General features: G+C 47.4%; 22 protein-coding genes. 21 read left to right on the plus strand and 1 reads right to left on the minus strand.

What is annotated here, in order from left to right; genetic code table 11:
- Positions 1-11 precede the first annotated feature (11 nt).
- From ACUUHJ_RS01280 to ACUUHJ_RS01305, 6 genes are all read left to right on the plus strand, one after another.
- A complete protein-coding gene (locus tag ACUUHJ_RS01280; protein WP_012683977.1) occupies positions 12-266 on the plus strand; it encodes a 50S ribosomal protein L7ae-like protein in 255 nt (84 codons plus the stop codon).
- A 123-nt stretch (positions 267-389) separates the two neighbouring features.
- Positions 390-824: a 30S ribosomal protein S12 gene (gene rpsL, locus ACUUHJ_RS01285; protein ID WP_012683978.1), complete on the plus strand. Its 435-nt coding sequence runs from the start codon at positions 390-392 to the stop codon at positions 822-824.
- Between the two features lie 56 nt (positions 825-880).
- The gene (gene rpsG, locus ACUUHJ_RS01290; RefSeq protein WP_007716226.1) at positions 881-1,351 is read left to right on the plus strand and encodes a 30S ribosomal protein S7; all 471 of its coding nucleotides are present in this window, start codon (positions 881-883) and stop codon (positions 1,349-1,351) included.
- A 69-nt stretch (positions 1,352-1,420) separates the two neighbouring features.
- Positions 1,421-3,499, plus strand: coding sequence for an elongation factor G (gene fusA, locus ACUUHJ_RS01295; protein WP_016742848.1), 2,079 nt, complete (start codon positions 1,421-1,423; stop codon positions 3,497-3,499).
- Between the two features lie 120 nt (positions 3,500-3,619).
- A complete protein-coding gene (gene tuf / locus ACUUHJ_RS01300; RefSeq protein WP_012683980.1) occupies positions 3,620-4,810 on the plus strand; it encodes an elongation factor Tu in 1,191 nt (396 codons plus the stop codon).
- 153 nt (positions 4,811-4,963) lie between these two features.
- Positions 4,964-5,899, plus strand: a complete 936-nt coding sequence (locus ACUUHJ_RS01305; protein WP_472298093.1) for a DMT family transporter — start codon at positions 4,964-4,966, stop codon at positions 5,897-5,899.
- Positions 5,900-5,925: 26 nt separating this feature from the next.
- Here the strand turns inward: ACUUHJ_RS01305 and ACUUHJ_RS01310 are convergent, their stop codons facing one another.
- Positions 5,926-6,312, minus strand: a complete 387-nt coding sequence (locus ACUUHJ_RS01310; RefSeq protein ID WP_472298094.1) for a globin domain-containing protein — start codon at positions 6,310-6,312, stop codon at positions 5,926-5,928.
- A 356-nt stretch (positions 6,313-6,668) separates the two neighbouring features.
- Here ACUUHJ_RS01310 and rpsJ point away from each other — a divergent pair, with 356 nt between their 5' ends.
- The 15 genes from rpsJ to ACUUHJ_RS01385 all read left to right on the plus strand — a co-directional run bounded on the left by rpsJ (position 6,669) and on the right by ACUUHJ_RS01385 (position 13,389).
- Complete coding sequence (rpsJ, locus tag ACUUHJ_RS01315) at positions 6,669-6,977, plus strand: 30S ribosomal protein S10 (RefSeq protein WP_005828858.1); 309 nt, start codon at positions 6,669-6,671, stop codon at positions 6,975-6,977.
- Between the two features lie 150 nt (positions 6,978-7,127).
- Positions 7,128-7,757 carry a 50S ribosomal protein L3 gene (gene rplC, locus ACUUHJ_RS01320; protein ID WP_012683983.1) on the plus strand — a complete coding sequence of 210 codons (630 nt, stop codon included), beginning with the start codon at positions 7,128-7,130 and terminating at the stop codon, positions 7,755-7,757.
- A 20-nt stretch (positions 7,758-7,777) separates the two neighbouring features.
- Complete coding sequence (gene rplD / locus ACUUHJ_RS01325) at positions 7,778-8,401, plus strand: 50S ribosomal protein L4 (protein ID WP_016742844.1); 624 nt, start codon at positions 7,778-7,780, stop codon at positions 8,399-8,401.
- Complete coding sequence (gene rplW / locus ACUUHJ_RS01330) at positions 8,401-8,691, plus strand: 50S ribosomal protein L23 (protein ID WP_007716243.1); 291 nt, start codon at positions 8,401-8,403, stop codon at positions 8,689-8,691. Before rplD ends, rplW begins: the two co-directional genes overlap by 1 nt.
- A gap of 32 nt (positions 8,692-8,723) precedes the next feature.
- Positions 8,724-9,554, plus strand: coding sequence for a 50S ribosomal protein L2 (gene rplB, locus ACUUHJ_RS01335; protein WP_012683985.1), 831 nt, complete (start codon positions 8,724-8,726; stop codon positions 9,552-9,554).
- Positions 9,555-9,603: 49 nt separating this feature from the next.
- The gene (rpsS, locus tag ACUUHJ_RS01340; RefSeq protein WP_007716246.1) at positions 9,604-9,885 is read left to right on the plus strand and encodes a 30S ribosomal protein S19; all 282 of its coding nucleotides are present in this window, start codon (positions 9,604-9,606) and stop codon (positions 9,883-9,885) included.
- A gap of 29 nt (positions 9,886-9,914) precedes the next feature.
- Complete coding sequence (rplV, locus tag ACUUHJ_RS01345; RefSeq protein ID WP_012683986.1) at positions 9,915-10,247, plus strand: 50S ribosomal protein L22; 333 nt, start codon at positions 9,915-9,917, stop codon at positions 10,245-10,247.
- A 13-nt stretch (positions 10,248-10,260) separates the two neighbouring features.
- Complete coding sequence (gene rpsC, locus ACUUHJ_RS01350) at positions 10,261-10,923, plus strand: 30S ribosomal protein S3 (RefSeq protein WP_012683987.1); 663 nt, start codon at positions 10,261-10,263, stop codon at positions 10,921-10,923.
- Between the two features lie 2 nt (positions 10,924-10,925).
- Positions 10,926-11,360 carry a 50S ribosomal protein L16 gene (gene rplP, locus ACUUHJ_RS01355; protein ID WP_007716249.1) on the plus strand — a complete coding sequence of 145 codons (435 nt, stop codon included), beginning with the start codon at positions 10,926-10,928 and terminating at the stop codon, positions 11,358-11,360.
- Positions 11,350-11,547, plus strand: a complete 198-nt coding sequence (gene rpmC / locus ACUUHJ_RS01360) for a 50S ribosomal protein L29 (protein WP_012683988.1) — start codon at positions 11,350-11,352, stop codon at positions 11,545-11,547. Before rplP ends, rpmC begins: the two co-directional genes overlap by 11 nt.
- A 22-nt stretch (positions 11,548-11,569) precedes the next feature.
- Positions 11,570-11,836, plus strand: a complete 267-nt coding sequence (gene rpsQ / locus ACUUHJ_RS01365; protein ID WP_012683989.1) for a 30S ribosomal protein S17 — start codon at positions 11,570-11,572, stop codon at positions 11,834-11,836.
- A gap of 41 nt (positions 11,837-11,877) precedes the next feature.
- A complete protein-coding gene (rplN, locus tag ACUUHJ_RS01370; RefSeq protein WP_012683990.1) occupies positions 11,878-12,246 on the plus strand; it encodes a 50S ribosomal protein L14 in 369 nt (122 codons plus the stop codon).
- 49 nt (positions 12,247-12,295) lie between these two features.
- The gene (gene rplX / locus ACUUHJ_RS01375; protein ID WP_007716253.1) at positions 12,296-12,610 is read left to right on the plus strand and encodes a 50S ribosomal protein L24; all 315 of its coding nucleotides are present in this window, start codon (positions 12,296-12,298) and stop codon (positions 12,608-12,610) included.
- A gap of 26 nt (positions 12,611-12,636) precedes the next feature.
- The gene (rplE, locus tag ACUUHJ_RS01380; RefSeq protein WP_047074703.1) at positions 12,637-13,179 is read left to right on the plus strand and encodes a 50S ribosomal protein L5; all 543 of its coding nucleotides are present in this window, start codon (positions 12,637-12,639) and stop codon (positions 13,177-13,179) included.
- 24 nt (positions 13,180-13,203) lie between these two features.
- Positions 13,204-13,389, plus strand: a complete 186-nt coding sequence (locus tag ACUUHJ_RS01385) for a type Z 30S ribosomal protein S14 (protein WP_007716256.1) — start codon at positions 13,204-13,206, stop codon at positions 13,387-13,389.
- Positions 13,390-13,394 lie beyond the last annotated feature (5 nt).

The raw sequence follows: 13,394 nt of genomic DNA on the forward strand, positions 1-13,394 counted from the left end.
ATATGAGAATCATGTCTTATGAAAAAGTCGAGCGGGCCAAGGACTTGACAATCGGCATTAAGCAGACGATCAAAGCTGTTGAAAGCCAACAGGTAGAAGCAGTGTATATCGCTGTTGATGCAGATAAGCGTTTGACCCAAAAAGTCGAGCTCCTTTGCAAAGAGAAGGGTGTTCCAGTCATCCATGTAGATTCCATGTATCGCTTAGGCAAAGCGTGCGGAATTGAAGTGGGAGCGGCTACTGCTGCGATTAAAAAAAGTGGTTAACGATGTTTTTGTCCGTGCCTTACACGTTGCGTAATGATGGACAAGGACTTTCTATTTGACCTAAAAATGACTCACCTGGATCTGTGGTCTTGAAGATTGGGTATTAAGAAGGGAGGTAACATCATGCCTACAATTAACCAATTGGTGCGTAAAGGTCGCGAGGATAAGGTTGTGAAGTCGAAGTCCCCAGCTCTTCAAAAGGGGTACAACAGCTTCAAGAAAAGCCAAACTAACCAAAGCTCTCCTCAAAAACGTGGTGTTTGCACTCGTGTAGGTACCATGACTCCGAAAAAACCGAACTCCGCGTTGCGTAAATACGCTCGTGTGCGTTTGACTAACGGAATCGAGGTAACAGCTTACATCGGTGGTATTGGCCACAACCTGCAAGAGCATAGCGTCGTGCTGGTGCGCGGCGGTCGTGTAAAAGACTTGCCAGGGGTACGCTACCATATCGTTCGTGGTGCTCTTGACACTGCTGGTGTGAACAACCGTAAACAAGGTCGTTCTAAATACGGTACTAAGCGTCCGAAGCCAGGTCAAGCAGCAGCGAAGAAGTAATAAAAAAACGCCTGTGAAGTGGCGTGAATTGATAACGAAAAGAAGGAGGGAATACGATGCCTCGTAAAGGTCCTGTAACCCGTCGTGACGTGCTGCCTGATCCTATTCACAACAGCAAGTTGGTTACTCGCTTGATTAACCGCCTGATGTTGGATGGTAAGCGTGGTGTAGCTCAGAACATTCTCTACAACGCATTTGACATCATCCAGGAGCGCACAGGTCGCAACCCGATGGAAGTGTTTGAAGAAGCACTGAAAAACGTAATGCCAGTACTGGAAGTTAAAGCTCGCCGTGTAGGTGGTGCTAACTACCAAGTACCAATCGAAGTAAAACCGGAGCGCCGTACCACTCTTGGCCTGCGTTGGATGGTTAACTACTCCCGTAACCGTGGAGAGAAAACCATGGAACAACGTCTTGCTAACGAGATCATGGACGCTGCTAACAACACCGGTGCAGCAGTTAAAAAGCGTGAAGACACGCACAAGATGGCTGAAGCGAACAAAGCGTTTGCTCACTATCGCTGGTAGGAATTGAATCGGGTGTCCGTATTGGATACCCGTTTATTCTCAAACTCGAGTATGGAAGGAGCATACCTAATGGCTCGCGAGTTCTCTTTGCCGAATACGCGTAATATCGGTATCATGGCTCACATCGATGCTGGTAAGACGACGACTACTGAGCGTATTCTGTTCTACACTGGTCGCGTTCATAAAATTGGTGAGGTGCACGAAGGTGCAGCAACCATGGACTGGATGGAACAAGAGCAAGAGCGTGGTATCACGATCACTTCGGCTGCTACTACTGCTCAATGGAATGGCCATCGAATCAACATTATCGATACGCCAGGCCACGTAGACTTCACTGTAGAAGTTGAGCGCTCCCTCCGCGTTCTTGACGGTGCTGTAACCGTTTTTGACGCAAAAGGTGGCGTTGAGCCGCAAACCGAAACCGTATGGCGCCAAGCTGACCGCTATGGCGTACCACGCATGTGCTACATCAACAAAATGGATATCATGGGTGCTAACTTTGAGATGTGCTTGGGTCAGATCAAATCTCGCCTGGGTGCAAATCCAGTAGCGATCCAATATCCAATCGGCGCAGAAGATCAATTCAAAGGTATGGTTGACCTGATTGAAATGAAGGCAATCGTATATACTGATGACTTGGGTAAAACTTCTGACTCCGCTGAAATCCCTGCTGACCTGCTCGCTCGTTGCGAAGAACTTCGTATGGCGATGGTTGAGGCAGCTGCAGAACAAGACGAAGAGCTCATGATGAAGTACTTGGAAGGCGAAGAGCTGACCAACGACGAAATCCGTGCTGCTCTGCGCAAGGGTACTATCGAGTGCAAACTGACGCCGGTAATGTGCGGTTCTTCTTACAAGAACAAAGGTGTTCAGCCTATGCTGGACAACGTAGTTGCTTACCTGCCGTCTCCGGTAGATATCCCTGCAATTAAAGGTACATTGCCAGATACTGAAGATGAAGTTGATCGTCCAGCTGACGACAACGGTCCGTTCTCTGCTCTTGCGTTCAAGATCATGACTGACCCGTATGTTGGTCGTTTGACTTTCTTCCGCGTATACTCCGGTGTACTGAATTCCGGTTCTTACGTTCTCAACTCTACCAAGGGTAAACGTGAGCGCGTAGGCCGTATCCTGCAAATGCACGCAAACCACCGTGAAGAGATCACAACGGTTTACTCCGGTGACATTGCTGCAGCTGTAGGTTTGAAAGATACAACAACTGGTGATACTCTGTGTGATGAAAAGGCTCCAGTAATCCTTGAGTCTATGGACTTCCCAGAGCCAGTTATTTCTGTTGCGATCGAACCAAAATCCAAAGCAGACCAAGACAAGATGGGTATCGGCCTGTCCAAGCTTGCTGAAGAGGATCCAACGTTCAGAACTCGCACAGATGAAGAGACTGGTCAAACAATCATCTCCGGTATGGGTGAGCTTCACCTGGAGATTATCGTAGACCGTCTGAAACGCGAATTTAAAGTCGAGTCGAACGTAGGTGCTCCACAGGTTGCTTACCGTGAAACATTCCGTAACGCAGCAAAAGTGGAAGGTAAATTCGTTCGTCAGTCCGGTGGTCGTGGTCAATACGGTCACGTTTGGGTGGAATTCGCTCCACTCGAAGCTGGTCAAGGCTTCCAATTCGAAAACAAAATCGTTGGTGGTGTAGTACCACGCGAATACATCCCTGCTGTTCAAGCGGGTATCGAAGAGTCCATGAAAAATGGTGTTATCGCCGGCTTCCCGCTGGTTGATATCAAAGCTACTATCGTAGACGGTAGCTACCATGATGTTGACTCCAACGAGATGGCATTTAAAGTAGCAGGTTCCCTCGCATTGAAGGAAGCTGCGAAAAAATGTGGCGCTGTACTGCTCGAGCCAATCATGAAAGTAGAAGTTACAATGCCAGAAGAGTACATGGGCGACGTTATGGGCGACCTGAACTCCCGCCGCGGTCGTATCGAAGGTATGGAAGCTCGTGCAAATGCACAAGTAATCCGTGCAATGGTACCACTGTCCGAGATGTTTGGTTACTCCACAATTCTTCGTTCCCGTACCCAAGGCCGTGGCGTTTACTCCATGGTGATCGACCACTACGAAGAAGTACCTAAATTTATCGCTGAAGAGATCATCAAGAAATCTAAAGGCGAATAATTACAGGTTACAGCTTTATCTTGCAATCAGAAAGGTTTACAATATGGAAGGGACAACCATTCGTAAGGTAAACCTTTCTTCAAACCATAAAACCCTTATCTATAAGGAGGCTTTCCTCTCATGGCAAAAGCGAAATTTGAGCGTAATAAACCACACGTTAACATTGGTACTATCGGTCACGTTGACCATGGTAAAACTACCCTGACTGCTGCTATCACAACTGTTTTGGCACAAACAGGTCAAGCACAAGCAATGAACTATGCATCTATCGACGCTGCTCCAGAAGAAAAAGAGCGCGGTATCACTATCAACACTGCTCACGTTGAGTACGAAACTGAAAACCGTCACTATGCTCACGTTGACTGCCCTGGTCACGCGGACTATGTGAAAAACATGATTACTGGTGCTGCTCAAATGGACGGCGCGATCCTGGTTGTATCCGCAGCTGATGGCCCTATGCCACAAACTCGTGAGCACATCCTGCTCTCCAAACAAGTAGGCGTACCTTACATCGTAGTATTCATGAACAAATGCGACATGGTAGACGATGAAGAGTTGTTGGAACTGGTTGAAATGGAAATCCGTGACCTGTTGTCTCAATATGAGTTCCCAGGTGACGACACTCCAGTAATCAAAGGTTCTGCTAAAGAAGCTTTGGATAACCCAACTGGTGAGTGGGCTAAGAAAATTGGCGAACTGATGGAAGCTGTTGACAGCTACATCCCAACTCCTGAGCGTGCAACTGACAAGCCGTTCCTGATGCCTGTAGAGGACGTGTTCACGATCACTGGTCGTGGTACTGTTGCTACTGGTCGTGTAGAGCGCGGTATCGTTAAAGTTGGTGACCAAGTAGAAATCATTGGTCTGGCTGAAGAAACTAAAAACACAACTGTAACTGGTGTTGAGATGTTCCGCAAATTGCTGGATCAAGCTCAAGCTGGTGACAACATCGGTGCTCTGCTGCGCGGTGTAGACCGTAACGACATCGAGCGTGGACAATGCTTGGCGAAACCAGGTTCCGTTAAGCCTTACACTAAGTTCAAAGCAGAAGTTTACGTTCTGTCCAAAGAAGAAGGCGGACGTCACACTCCTTTCTTTGCTAACTACCGTCCACAATTCTACTTCCGTACAACTGACGTAACAGGTATCATCCAACTGCCAGAAGGCGTTGAAATGATCATGCCTGGCGACAACACTGAGTTCACTGTAGAACTGATCGCTCCAGTAGCGATGGAACAAGGTACTCGCTTCGCGATCCGCGAAGGTGGCCGTACAGTAGGCGCTGGCGTTGTAGCTTCTATCGACGCGTAAGATATACGGATACACAAAACCCGACAACTTTGGTTGTCGGGTTTTTTTATGTGCATTTATCGAACTTTTAAATAACTCCCATCAAAATCATTCAATTTGCCTCTCGTAGCAATATGCTACAATACCATCAGGATTGGATGGGGGATAGTAGAGATGAAGAATAATGAGCGATTATTGTTTCTTATGCTTGCGGGTGTTGTCACACTGTGGGGCTTGAATGTCGTCATGGTCAAGTATTTAACAACGTTTCCTCCATTATATGTCGCGGCTATACGCATGACTGTTGGTGGAATCTGTTTATCACCACTCATCTTCATATACAGAAAGAGTTTGCGATTTAGCAAAACGGATTGGTTCTTGTTAGCTGGAGTCGGAGCTAGTTCTATCGCCCTTCATCAAATAACCCTTGCAGCAGGTGTTCAATATACGACGGCAGGAAATGCATCTCTTATACTTGGATTAAATCCATTGGCAACTGCTCTCTTGGCGATGCTATTCTTAGGGGAAGGCATGTCTTTGAAAAAAGGGCTTGGCATTGGAATGGGGTTTGCAGGAGTGTTGATTGTCGTCATCTCTCAGCACGGTGGCCTTCATATGAATGGCTGGGGAGATGCCATTATGTTTTTCTCCATGCTCATGTATGTAACGGGTGGTTTACTCATTCGAAAGTTGGTCGTAAGAGGTGTACCAGTACTCTTAATTACGGCTTTATCGCAAACGTTTGGGGTCATCTTCTTGTGGGGAGTCGCATTGACTGTTCAACCAGCTTCCTACTATCTTTCTTTGGACGTTTCATCCTTCCAGTGGCTTGTGATTTTTGCATCAGGTGCGCTGTCAACTGCGCTCGGCTCAATCGGGTGGAATTATGGGATACGACAGCTCGGAGCGAGTCGAACAGCTGTTTTCTTAAATGGAATGCCAATGGCCAGTTTGGTATTTGCTTCGATCTTCCTGGGAGAAAGCCTTCAACTCGTACACCTACTAGCACTGTGCATGATTGTAGGCGGTGTATATTTGGGATCGCGTAGCTTGGTGAGACCGAAAGCTACACGTGCAGCAGCACCCTCTGATATAACAACAAAAGCGTAGGACAGTAAATTATCCTACGCTTTTTCTTATTGATCCCACTTATTGACCATATGGTGAGCAGTTAAACGCAAGCGATCAAAGATTTGCTTCCGGATTTCGCCTTCCAGCCCTGTCAGGTCCATGGCTTTATCCATACAAGATAGCCAAGCCTCTGCTTGTATAGGTCCAATGGGGAAAGGCATGTGCCGTGCTCGCAGCATCGGATGACCATGGGCGTCCGAATAAAGGCTTGGACCACCGAGAAACTGCGTCAAAAACTGATATTGACGCTCCTTCACGTGGGTTAAATCTTCAGGGAAGAGATCGTTAATATCGGGATGCTGTTTTACCAGATCGTAAAAGGTATCGACAAGACGGGCCAAAGTATCAGCACCGCCAGTGATTTCATAAGGGGTTTGATTCACATCAGACATTGAGGAAAACCTCCATTTCATAACGATTACAATCCTAAGTATAACGTCTTCCTACTATTATAGATAGATGACCTGGCAGGTTGGCAGGTAATCCCGCTTGCCTTTCTTCCCTGAAATCTGTATGATGGTCAAGGTGAGCCATTCAGTAGGCACACCATGTACAAAAAAATATACGGAAACCCAAGAAAAAACTTGCGTTGCCCATATCTTTTTAGTACAATATTGAATGTTGGTCATGGACTTGCGATGATGTGGGAGGTTGCTGACACACCCGGCCCCTTTGCCATGACCGGGGTGCAGGATATTTCCACGGAGAAATGTCTGTTTAAAAAATGGGCGAAAAAGGAGGGACTTCAATGGCAAAGCAAAAGATTCGTATTCGTTTGAAGGCGTATGATCACAAAATCCTGGATCAGTCCGCAGAAAAAATTGTGGACACTGCGAAGCGTTCCGGTGCTAACGTATCCGGTCCAATTCCACTCCCTACGGAGAAAGCAGTTTACACGATCCTGCGTGCGGTTCATAAGTACAAAGATTCTCGCGAGCAATTCGAGATGCGTACACACAAACGTTTGATCGACATCTTGAACCCAACACCACAAACAGTAGATGCTTTGATGCGTCTGGATCTGCCATCTGGTGTGGATATCGAGATTAAACTGTAAGGTCCCAAAAAGCGATACACGCGCAGACGTTGTCTTGATAAGCGTGTTACACCAAGCAACAAACCCTTAAAATGGCACCCCTGCGCATCGATGGGGACTTGATACAACATAAAAAGCGTTTTACTGAAATAAGCACAGGAGGTGGCACAAATGACCAAAGGAATCTTAGGGAAAAAACTTGGTATGACTCAAGTTTTTGGTCCAAACGGAACAGCGACTGCTGTAACGGTCATCGAGGTTGGTTCCAACGTAGTTCTTCAGAAGAAAGACGTTGAGACTGACGGTTATGAAGCGATTCAAATCGGCTTCGAAGACAAAAAAGAACAGCGCGCTAACAAGCCGGAAAAAGGACATGCAGCGAAAGCTAACACTGCTCCTAAGCGCTTCATTCGCGAAATTCGCGGAGTTAACCTCGCTGATTACGAGGTTGGTCAAGAGTTGAAGGCTGACATTTTTGCCGAGGGAGAAATGGTGGACGTAGCTGGCGTATCCAAGGGTAAAGGTTTCCAAGGTGCGATCAAACGTCACAATCAATCCCGCGGTCCTATGGCTCACGGTTCGCGTTACCATCGCGGTCCAGGTTCCATGGGTGCTGTAGCTCCGAACCGCGTATTTAAAGGTCAAACACTGCCAGGTCAAATGGGTGGCGACAACGTTACTATTCAAAACCTGGAAGTAATTAAAGTAGATACAGAGCGTAACCTGGTTCTCGTAAAAGGCTCCGTGCCTGGTCCGAAAAACAGCTGCGTACTGGTATCCACGGCAGTCAAGAAGAACTAGTAAGGAAAGGAGGAACTGACATGCCGAAAGTAGCTCTTTATAACCAAACCGGTTCTCAAGTTGGCGAAATCGATCTGGCAGACAGCGTATTTGGTATTGAGCCTAACAGCGCAGTTCTGTACGATGCGATCGTGATGCAACAAGCATCCCAACGCCAAGGTACACATGATGTAAAGAACCGTTCTGAAGTACGTGGTGGTGGCCGCAAGCCATGGCGCCAAAAAGGTACAGGTCGTGCACGCCAAGGTTCCATTCGCTCTCCGCAATGGAAAGGTGGCGGTGTTGTATTCGGTCCAACTCCGCGCAAATACGGTTACAAACTGAACCGTAAAGTTCGCCGTTTGGCTCTGAAATCTGCACTTTCCACGAAAGTACAAAACAACGAACTCCTGGTATTGGAAGCTTTGAACTTCGCAGCTCCAAAAACTAAGGAAATGACAGCTGTGCTGAGCAGCTTGAAAGTAGATCGCAAAGTTCTGATCGTTACTTCCGAGTACGACCAAAACGTAGCGCTCGCTTCCCGCAATATCCCAGGTGCAAAAATCGTAGATGCTGCAGGCATTAACGTTCTTGATCTGGTAGCGCATGACAAAGTAATCGTGACGAAAGAAGCGGTTGCGAAAGTAGAGGAGGTGCTCGCATAATGAAGAGCCTTCATGATGTCCTTAAACGCCCTGTCATTACCGAGCGCACCACTGATATGATGGCTGAGAAGAAGTACGTTTTCGAAGTACCTCTCAAAGCTAACAAAACAGAAATCAAACAAGCTGTTGAAAAAGTATTTGGCGTAAAAGTAGAAGCAGTTAACACAGTTCGTGTACCTGCGAAACCAAAACGCTACGGAAAATACTCCGGTTACACGTCCGAGTGGAAGAAAGCAATCGTTAAGCTGACTGATGACAGCAAAGAATTGGCCTTCTACGAGGGAGTATAACCTCGACGACTACCGAAAAGGAGGGTATTAACATGGGTATCAAAAAGTTTAAACCGACTTCTCCTGGTCGTCGCCAAATGACGGTTTCTACTTTCGAGGAGATCACCACGTCGACTCCCGAAAAATCCTTGTTGGCGCCTCTCAGCAAAAAAGCTGGTCGCAACAACCAAGGTAGAATTACCGTTCGTCATCAAGGTGGCGGTCATAAACGTAAATACCGTATTATCGACTTCAAACGTAACAAAGATGGTATCATTGGTCGCGTAGCAACCATTGAATACGATCCAAACCGTTCCGCTAACATCGCGCTGATCAACTATGCAGACGGTGAAAAGCGTTACATTATCGCTCCACACAACCTGAAAGTGGGCGACCAGATCGTATCCGGAGCAGATGCCGACATCAAAATCGGTAACGCACTGCCAATGGAGAAAATCCCGGTAGGTACTACCATCCACAACATCGAGCTGAAACCTGGTAAAGGCGGCCAATTGGTGCGCGCTGCTGGTACATCTGCTCAATTGCTTGGTCGTGATGGTGAGTTCGTAATCGTTCGCCTGTCTTCCGGTGAAACTCGCCGCATCCACAACGTATGCCGCGCTACTATCGGTCAAGTAGGTAACCTGGATCACGAACTGCTGAACATCGGTAAAGCAGGACGTTCCCGCTGGTTGGGTATTCGTCCAACTGTTCGCGGTAGCGTAATGAACCCTAACGATCACCCACACGGTGGTGGTGAAGGTCGCGCTCCAATCGGTCGTAAGGCTCCTGTTACTCCTTGGGGTAAACCAACTCTGGGTCTCAAGACTCGTAAGAAGAAGAACAAGTCCGACCAATACATCATCCGCCGCCGCAAGAAGTAAGGTAGGCTGATACTATAACCGAACGCCTTTGGCGAAGGGAGGTTCACTAATGGGACGTAGCTTAAAAAAGGGTCCTTTCGTGGATGACCACTTGATGAAAAAAGTTGACGAGCAAAATGAAAAGAACGAGAAACGCGTGATCAAAACTTGGTCTCGCCGTTCCACCATCTTCCCTGATTTCGTAGGACACACGTTTGCAGTTTACGATGGCCGCAAACATGTACCAGTATACGTATCGGAAGACATGGTTGGTCATAAATTGGGTGAATTCGCACCAACTCGTACCTTCAAGGGTCACGTCGACAACGACAAGAAGTCCAAGAAGCGCTAATTTTCTCTTGACAGAGAGGAGGTACAAAGATGGAAGCAAAAGCAGTTGCACGCAACATTCGCATCGCGTCTCGTAAAGTCCGCCTGGTGGTAGACTTGATCAGAGGCAAGCAAGTAGGTGAAGCTTTGGCGATCTTGAAACACACGCCAAAGGCAGCTTCTCCAGTTGTTGAAAAACTCCTGAAGTCGGCTATTGCAAACGCTGAGCACAACTATGAGATGGATCCAAACAGCCTCGTAGTGGGTAAAGTCTTCGTAGACCAAGGTCCTACGTTGAAGCGTTTCCGTCCGCGCGCTATGGGTCGCGCTAGCCGCATCCATAAACGCACGAGCCACATCACAGTGGTACTAAACGAGAAATAAGGAGGGATTACGTGTGGGTCAAAAGGTAAGCCCGGTAGGTCTTCGGATCGGTGTCATTCGTGACTGGGAGTCCAAATGGTACGCTGACAAGGACTTCGCAACTCTGTTGCACGAAGACTTGAAAATCCGCAAGTATGTAAAAGGGCGTCTGAAAGATGCTGCTGTATCCACGATCGAAATCGAGCGCGCAGCTAATCGCGTGAACGTTACGATTCACACCGCTAAGCCTGGTATGGTAATTGGTAAAGGTGGTTCAGAGGTTGAAACTCTGCGCAAAACCCTGACTGATCTGACTGGCAAACGCGTTCATATCAATATCAATGAAATCAAACGTCCGGATCTGGATGCTACTCTGGTAGCTGAAAATATTGCACGCCAATTGGAAAACCGCATTTCTTTCCGCCGTGCGCAAAAGCAATCGATCACTCGTACGCTGCGCTCTGGTGCTAAAGGTATCAAAACCTTGGTAAGCGGTCGTCTTGGCGGCGCGGACATCGCACGTTCTGAAGGTTACAGCGAAGGTACTGTTCCACTTCACACATTGCGCGCTGACATCGACTACGGTACTGCTGAAGCACATACCACTTATGGTCGCATCGGTGTTAAAGTGTGGATCTATCGTGGAGAAGTCCTTCCAGCGAGAAAGAACGTCGCTACTGAGGAAGGAGGCAAGTAATCATGTTGACGCCAAAACGCGTGAAACACCGTAAACAACACCGCGGGAAAATGGCTGGTAACGCAAAAGGCGGTACTACTGTTGCGTTCGGTGAATACGGATTGCAAGCAATGGAACCATCTTGGGTAACTAACCGTCAGATCGAGGCAGCTCGTATCGCGATGACTCGTTACATCAAACGTGGTGGTAAAGTTTGGATCAAGATTTTCCCAGATAAACCAGTAACACAAAAACCGCTCGAAGTCCGCATGGGTTCCGGTAAAGGTTCTCCTGAGAAATGGGTAGCGGTAGTGAAGCCAGGCAAGATCATGTTCGAGCTTGCTGGTGTTCCTGAAGAAGTCGCTCGCGAAGCTATGCGTCTGGCTATGCACAAACTGCCAATCAAGTGCAAGTTCGTGAAGCGTGAAGAAGTGGGTGGTGACGCACATGAAGGCTAATGAGTACCGTAATTTGACCACTGCCGAGATCGAACAAAACGTTACTTCTTTGAAAGAAGAGTTGTTCAACCTTCGTTTCCAGCTGGCTACGGGTCAACTCGAAACCACATCTCGTATTAAACAAGTGCGTAAGGATATTGCTCGTGCGAAAACCGTCCTGCGCCAGAGAGAATTGGGAATCGGCTAATTATAGGAAGGAGGTTTGAACGATGACCGCAGATCGCAATATGCGTCGAACAGTTGTAGGTCGCGTTGTTTCCGACAAGATGGATAAAACCATTGTTGTTCTTGTTGAAACTTACAAGACACATCCTTTGTACGGCAAACGCATGAAATTCTCGAAAAAGTTCAAGGCTCACGACGAGAACAACACGGCAAAAGTGGGCGACATCGTAGAAATCATGGAAACTCGTCCATTGTCTAAAGACAAGCGTTTCCGTTTGGTACGTATCGTCGAAGAGGCAGTAATCGTATAAGTCAGATTTTCGGATATTAATTCCGAAAGGAGGAACAGTAAATGATCCAAACTCAGACGAGATTGGCTGTTGCTGACAACTCCGGTGCAAAGGAACTCATGTGCATCAAGGTTCTGGGTGGTTCCGGTCGTAAAACGGCGAACATCGGTGATGTTATCGTGTGCTCCGTAAAATCCGCTACACCCGGCGGCGTTGTCAAGAAAGGTCAAGTAGTTAAAGCGGTAGTAGTACGCACAGTAAGTGGCGTTCGTCGTAACGATGGTTCTTACATCCGTTTCGATGAAAATGCAGCTGTAGTTATCAAAGACGATCAATCCCCACGTGGTACTCGTATCTTTGGACCTGTGGCTCGTGAGCTCCGCGATAAGGATTTCATGAAGATCATCTCTCTGGCTCCAGAGGTTATCTAATTGAACGGCAAAACTCAGGCAGTTTGTTCGATAGGAGGTGCACCAAGCGATGCACGTTAAAAAAGGCGACACTGTTATCGTAAATGCGGGCAAAGATAAAGGCAAAAAAGGTCGCGTTCTCGCTGCTTATCCAAAGAAAGAACGCGTTCTGGTTGAAGGTATCAACCTCGTGAAGAAACATAGCCGTCCGTCCCAAGCTAACCCGCAAGGTGGCATTGTGACTCAAGAAGCAGCTATTCACGTATCCAACGTATCTTTGATCGATCCGAAGTCCGGAAAAGCTACTCGCATCGGTTACAAAGTTTTGGATAACGGCAAGAAAGTTCGGTACGCGAAAAAGTCTGGCGAAGTACTCGACAAGTAGTCAGGTTGGAAAGGAGGATATCCTAGATGGCAACAAGATTGAAAGAAAAGTATACGAGCGAAATCGTGCCTAGCTTGATGAGCAAGTTCAACTACACTTCCATCATGCAAGTGCCGAAAGTAGAAAAGATCATCATCAATATGGGTGTTGGCGAAGCGGTAGCGAACGCTAAGTCCTTGGATACTGCAATTGAAGACCTGCAAATCATCGCTGGTCAAAAGCCTGTAGTAACAAAGGCTAAGAAATCCATCGCGGGTTTCAAATTGCGTGAAGGTATGCCGATCGGTGCGAAGGTTACTCTGCGCGGCGAGCGTATGTACCACTTCCTCGACAAATTGATGAACGTATCTCTCCCACGTGTTCGTGACTTCCGTGGAATTTCTTCCAAGGCTTTTGACGGTCGCGGTAACTATACACTTGGTCTGAAGGAACAACTGATCTTCCCTGAGATCGAGTACGATAAAATTGATAAAGTTCGTGGTATGGACATCGTTATTGTTACTTCCGCGAAAACGGATGAGGAAGCTCGTGAGTTGCTGACTCAAATGGGTATGCCATTCCGTAAATAAACCCACTCGTAAGGAGGGAAGAATGTGGCAAAGAAATCAATGATCATCAAGCAACAGCGGGAGCCGAAGTTTGCAGTACGCGCGTACACACGTTGCGAGCGTTGCGGACGTCCTCACTCCGTATTGCGCAAATTTAAACTCTGCCGTATTTGCTTCCGTGAACTTGCTTATAAAGGTCAAATTCCAGGCGTGAAAAAAGCAAGCTGGTAATTTGA

The sequence above is a fragment of the Brevibacillus schisleri genome, assembly GCF_055685845.1.

Coding starts and splice junctions, on each gene's coding strand:
- ACUUHJ_RS01280 (WP_012683977.1), top strand. CDS start 12: ATGTCTTATGAAAAAGTCGAGCGGGCCAAGGACTTGACAATCGGCATT.
- rpsL (WP_012683978.1), top strand. CDS start 390: ATGCCTACAATTAACCAATTGGTGCGTAAAGGTCGCGAGGATAAGGTT.
- rpsG (WP_007716226.1), top strand. CDS start 881: ATGCCTCGTAAAGGTCCTGTAACCCGTCGTGACGTGCTGCCTGATCCT.
- fusA (WP_016742848.1), top strand. CDS start 1,421: ATGGCTCGCGAGTTCTCTTTGCCGAATACGCGTAATATCGGTATCATG.
- tuf (WP_012683980.1), top strand. CDS start 3,620: ATGGCAAAAGCGAAATTTGAGCGTAATAAACCACACGTTAACATTGGT.
- ACUUHJ_RS01305 (WP_472298093.1), top strand. CDS start 4,964: ATGAAGAATAATGAGCGATTATTGTTTCTTATGCTTGCGGGTGTTGTC.
- ACUUHJ_RS01310 (WP_472298094.1), bottom strand. CDS start 6,312: ATGTCTGATGTGAATCAAACCCCTTATGAAATCACTGGCGGTGCTGAT.
- rpsJ (WP_005828858.1), top strand. CDS start 6,669: ATGGCAAAGCAAAAGATTCGTATTCGTTTGAAGGCGTATGATCACAAA.
- rplC (WP_012683983.1), top strand. CDS start 7,128: ATGACCAAAGGAATCTTAGGGAAAAAACTTGGTATGACTCAAGTTTTT.
- rplD (WP_016742844.1), top strand. CDS start 7,778: ATGCCGAAAGTAGCTCTTTATAACCAAACCGGTTCTCAAGTTGGCGAA.
- rplW (WP_007716243.1), top strand. CDS start 8,401: ATGAAGAGCCTTCATGATGTCCTTAAACGCCCTGTCATTACCGAGCGC.
- rplB (WP_012683985.1), top strand. CDS start 8,724: ATGGGTATCAAAAAGTTTAAACCGACTTCTCCTGGTCGTCGCCAAATG.
- rpsS (WP_007716246.1), top strand. CDS start 9,604: ATGGGACGTAGCTTAAAAAAGGGTCCTTTCGTGGATGACCACTTGATG.
- rplV (WP_012683986.1), top strand. CDS start 9,915: ATGGAAGCAAAAGCAGTTGCACGCAACATTCGCATCGCGTCTCGTAAA.
- rplP (WP_007716249.1), top strand. CDS start 10,926: ATGTTGACGCCAAAACGCGTGAAACACCGTAAACAACACCGCGGGAAA.
- rpmC (WP_012683988.1), top strand. CDS start 11,350: ATGAAGGCTAATGAGTACCGTAATTTGACCACTGCCGAGATCGAACAA.
- rpsQ (WP_012683989.1), top strand. CDS start 11,570: ATGACCGCAGATCGCAATATGCGTCGAACAGTTGTAGGTCGCGTTGTT.
- rplN (WP_012683990.1), top strand. CDS start 11,878: ATGATCCAAACTCAGACGAGATTGGCTGTTGCTGACAACTCCGGTGCA.
- rplX (WP_007716253.1), top strand. CDS start 12,296: ATGCACGTTAAAAAAGGCGACACTGTTATCGTAAATGCGGGCAAAGAT.
- rplE (WP_047074703.1), top strand. CDS start 12,637: ATGGCAACAAGATTGAAAGAAAAGTATACGAGCGAAATCGTGCCTAGC.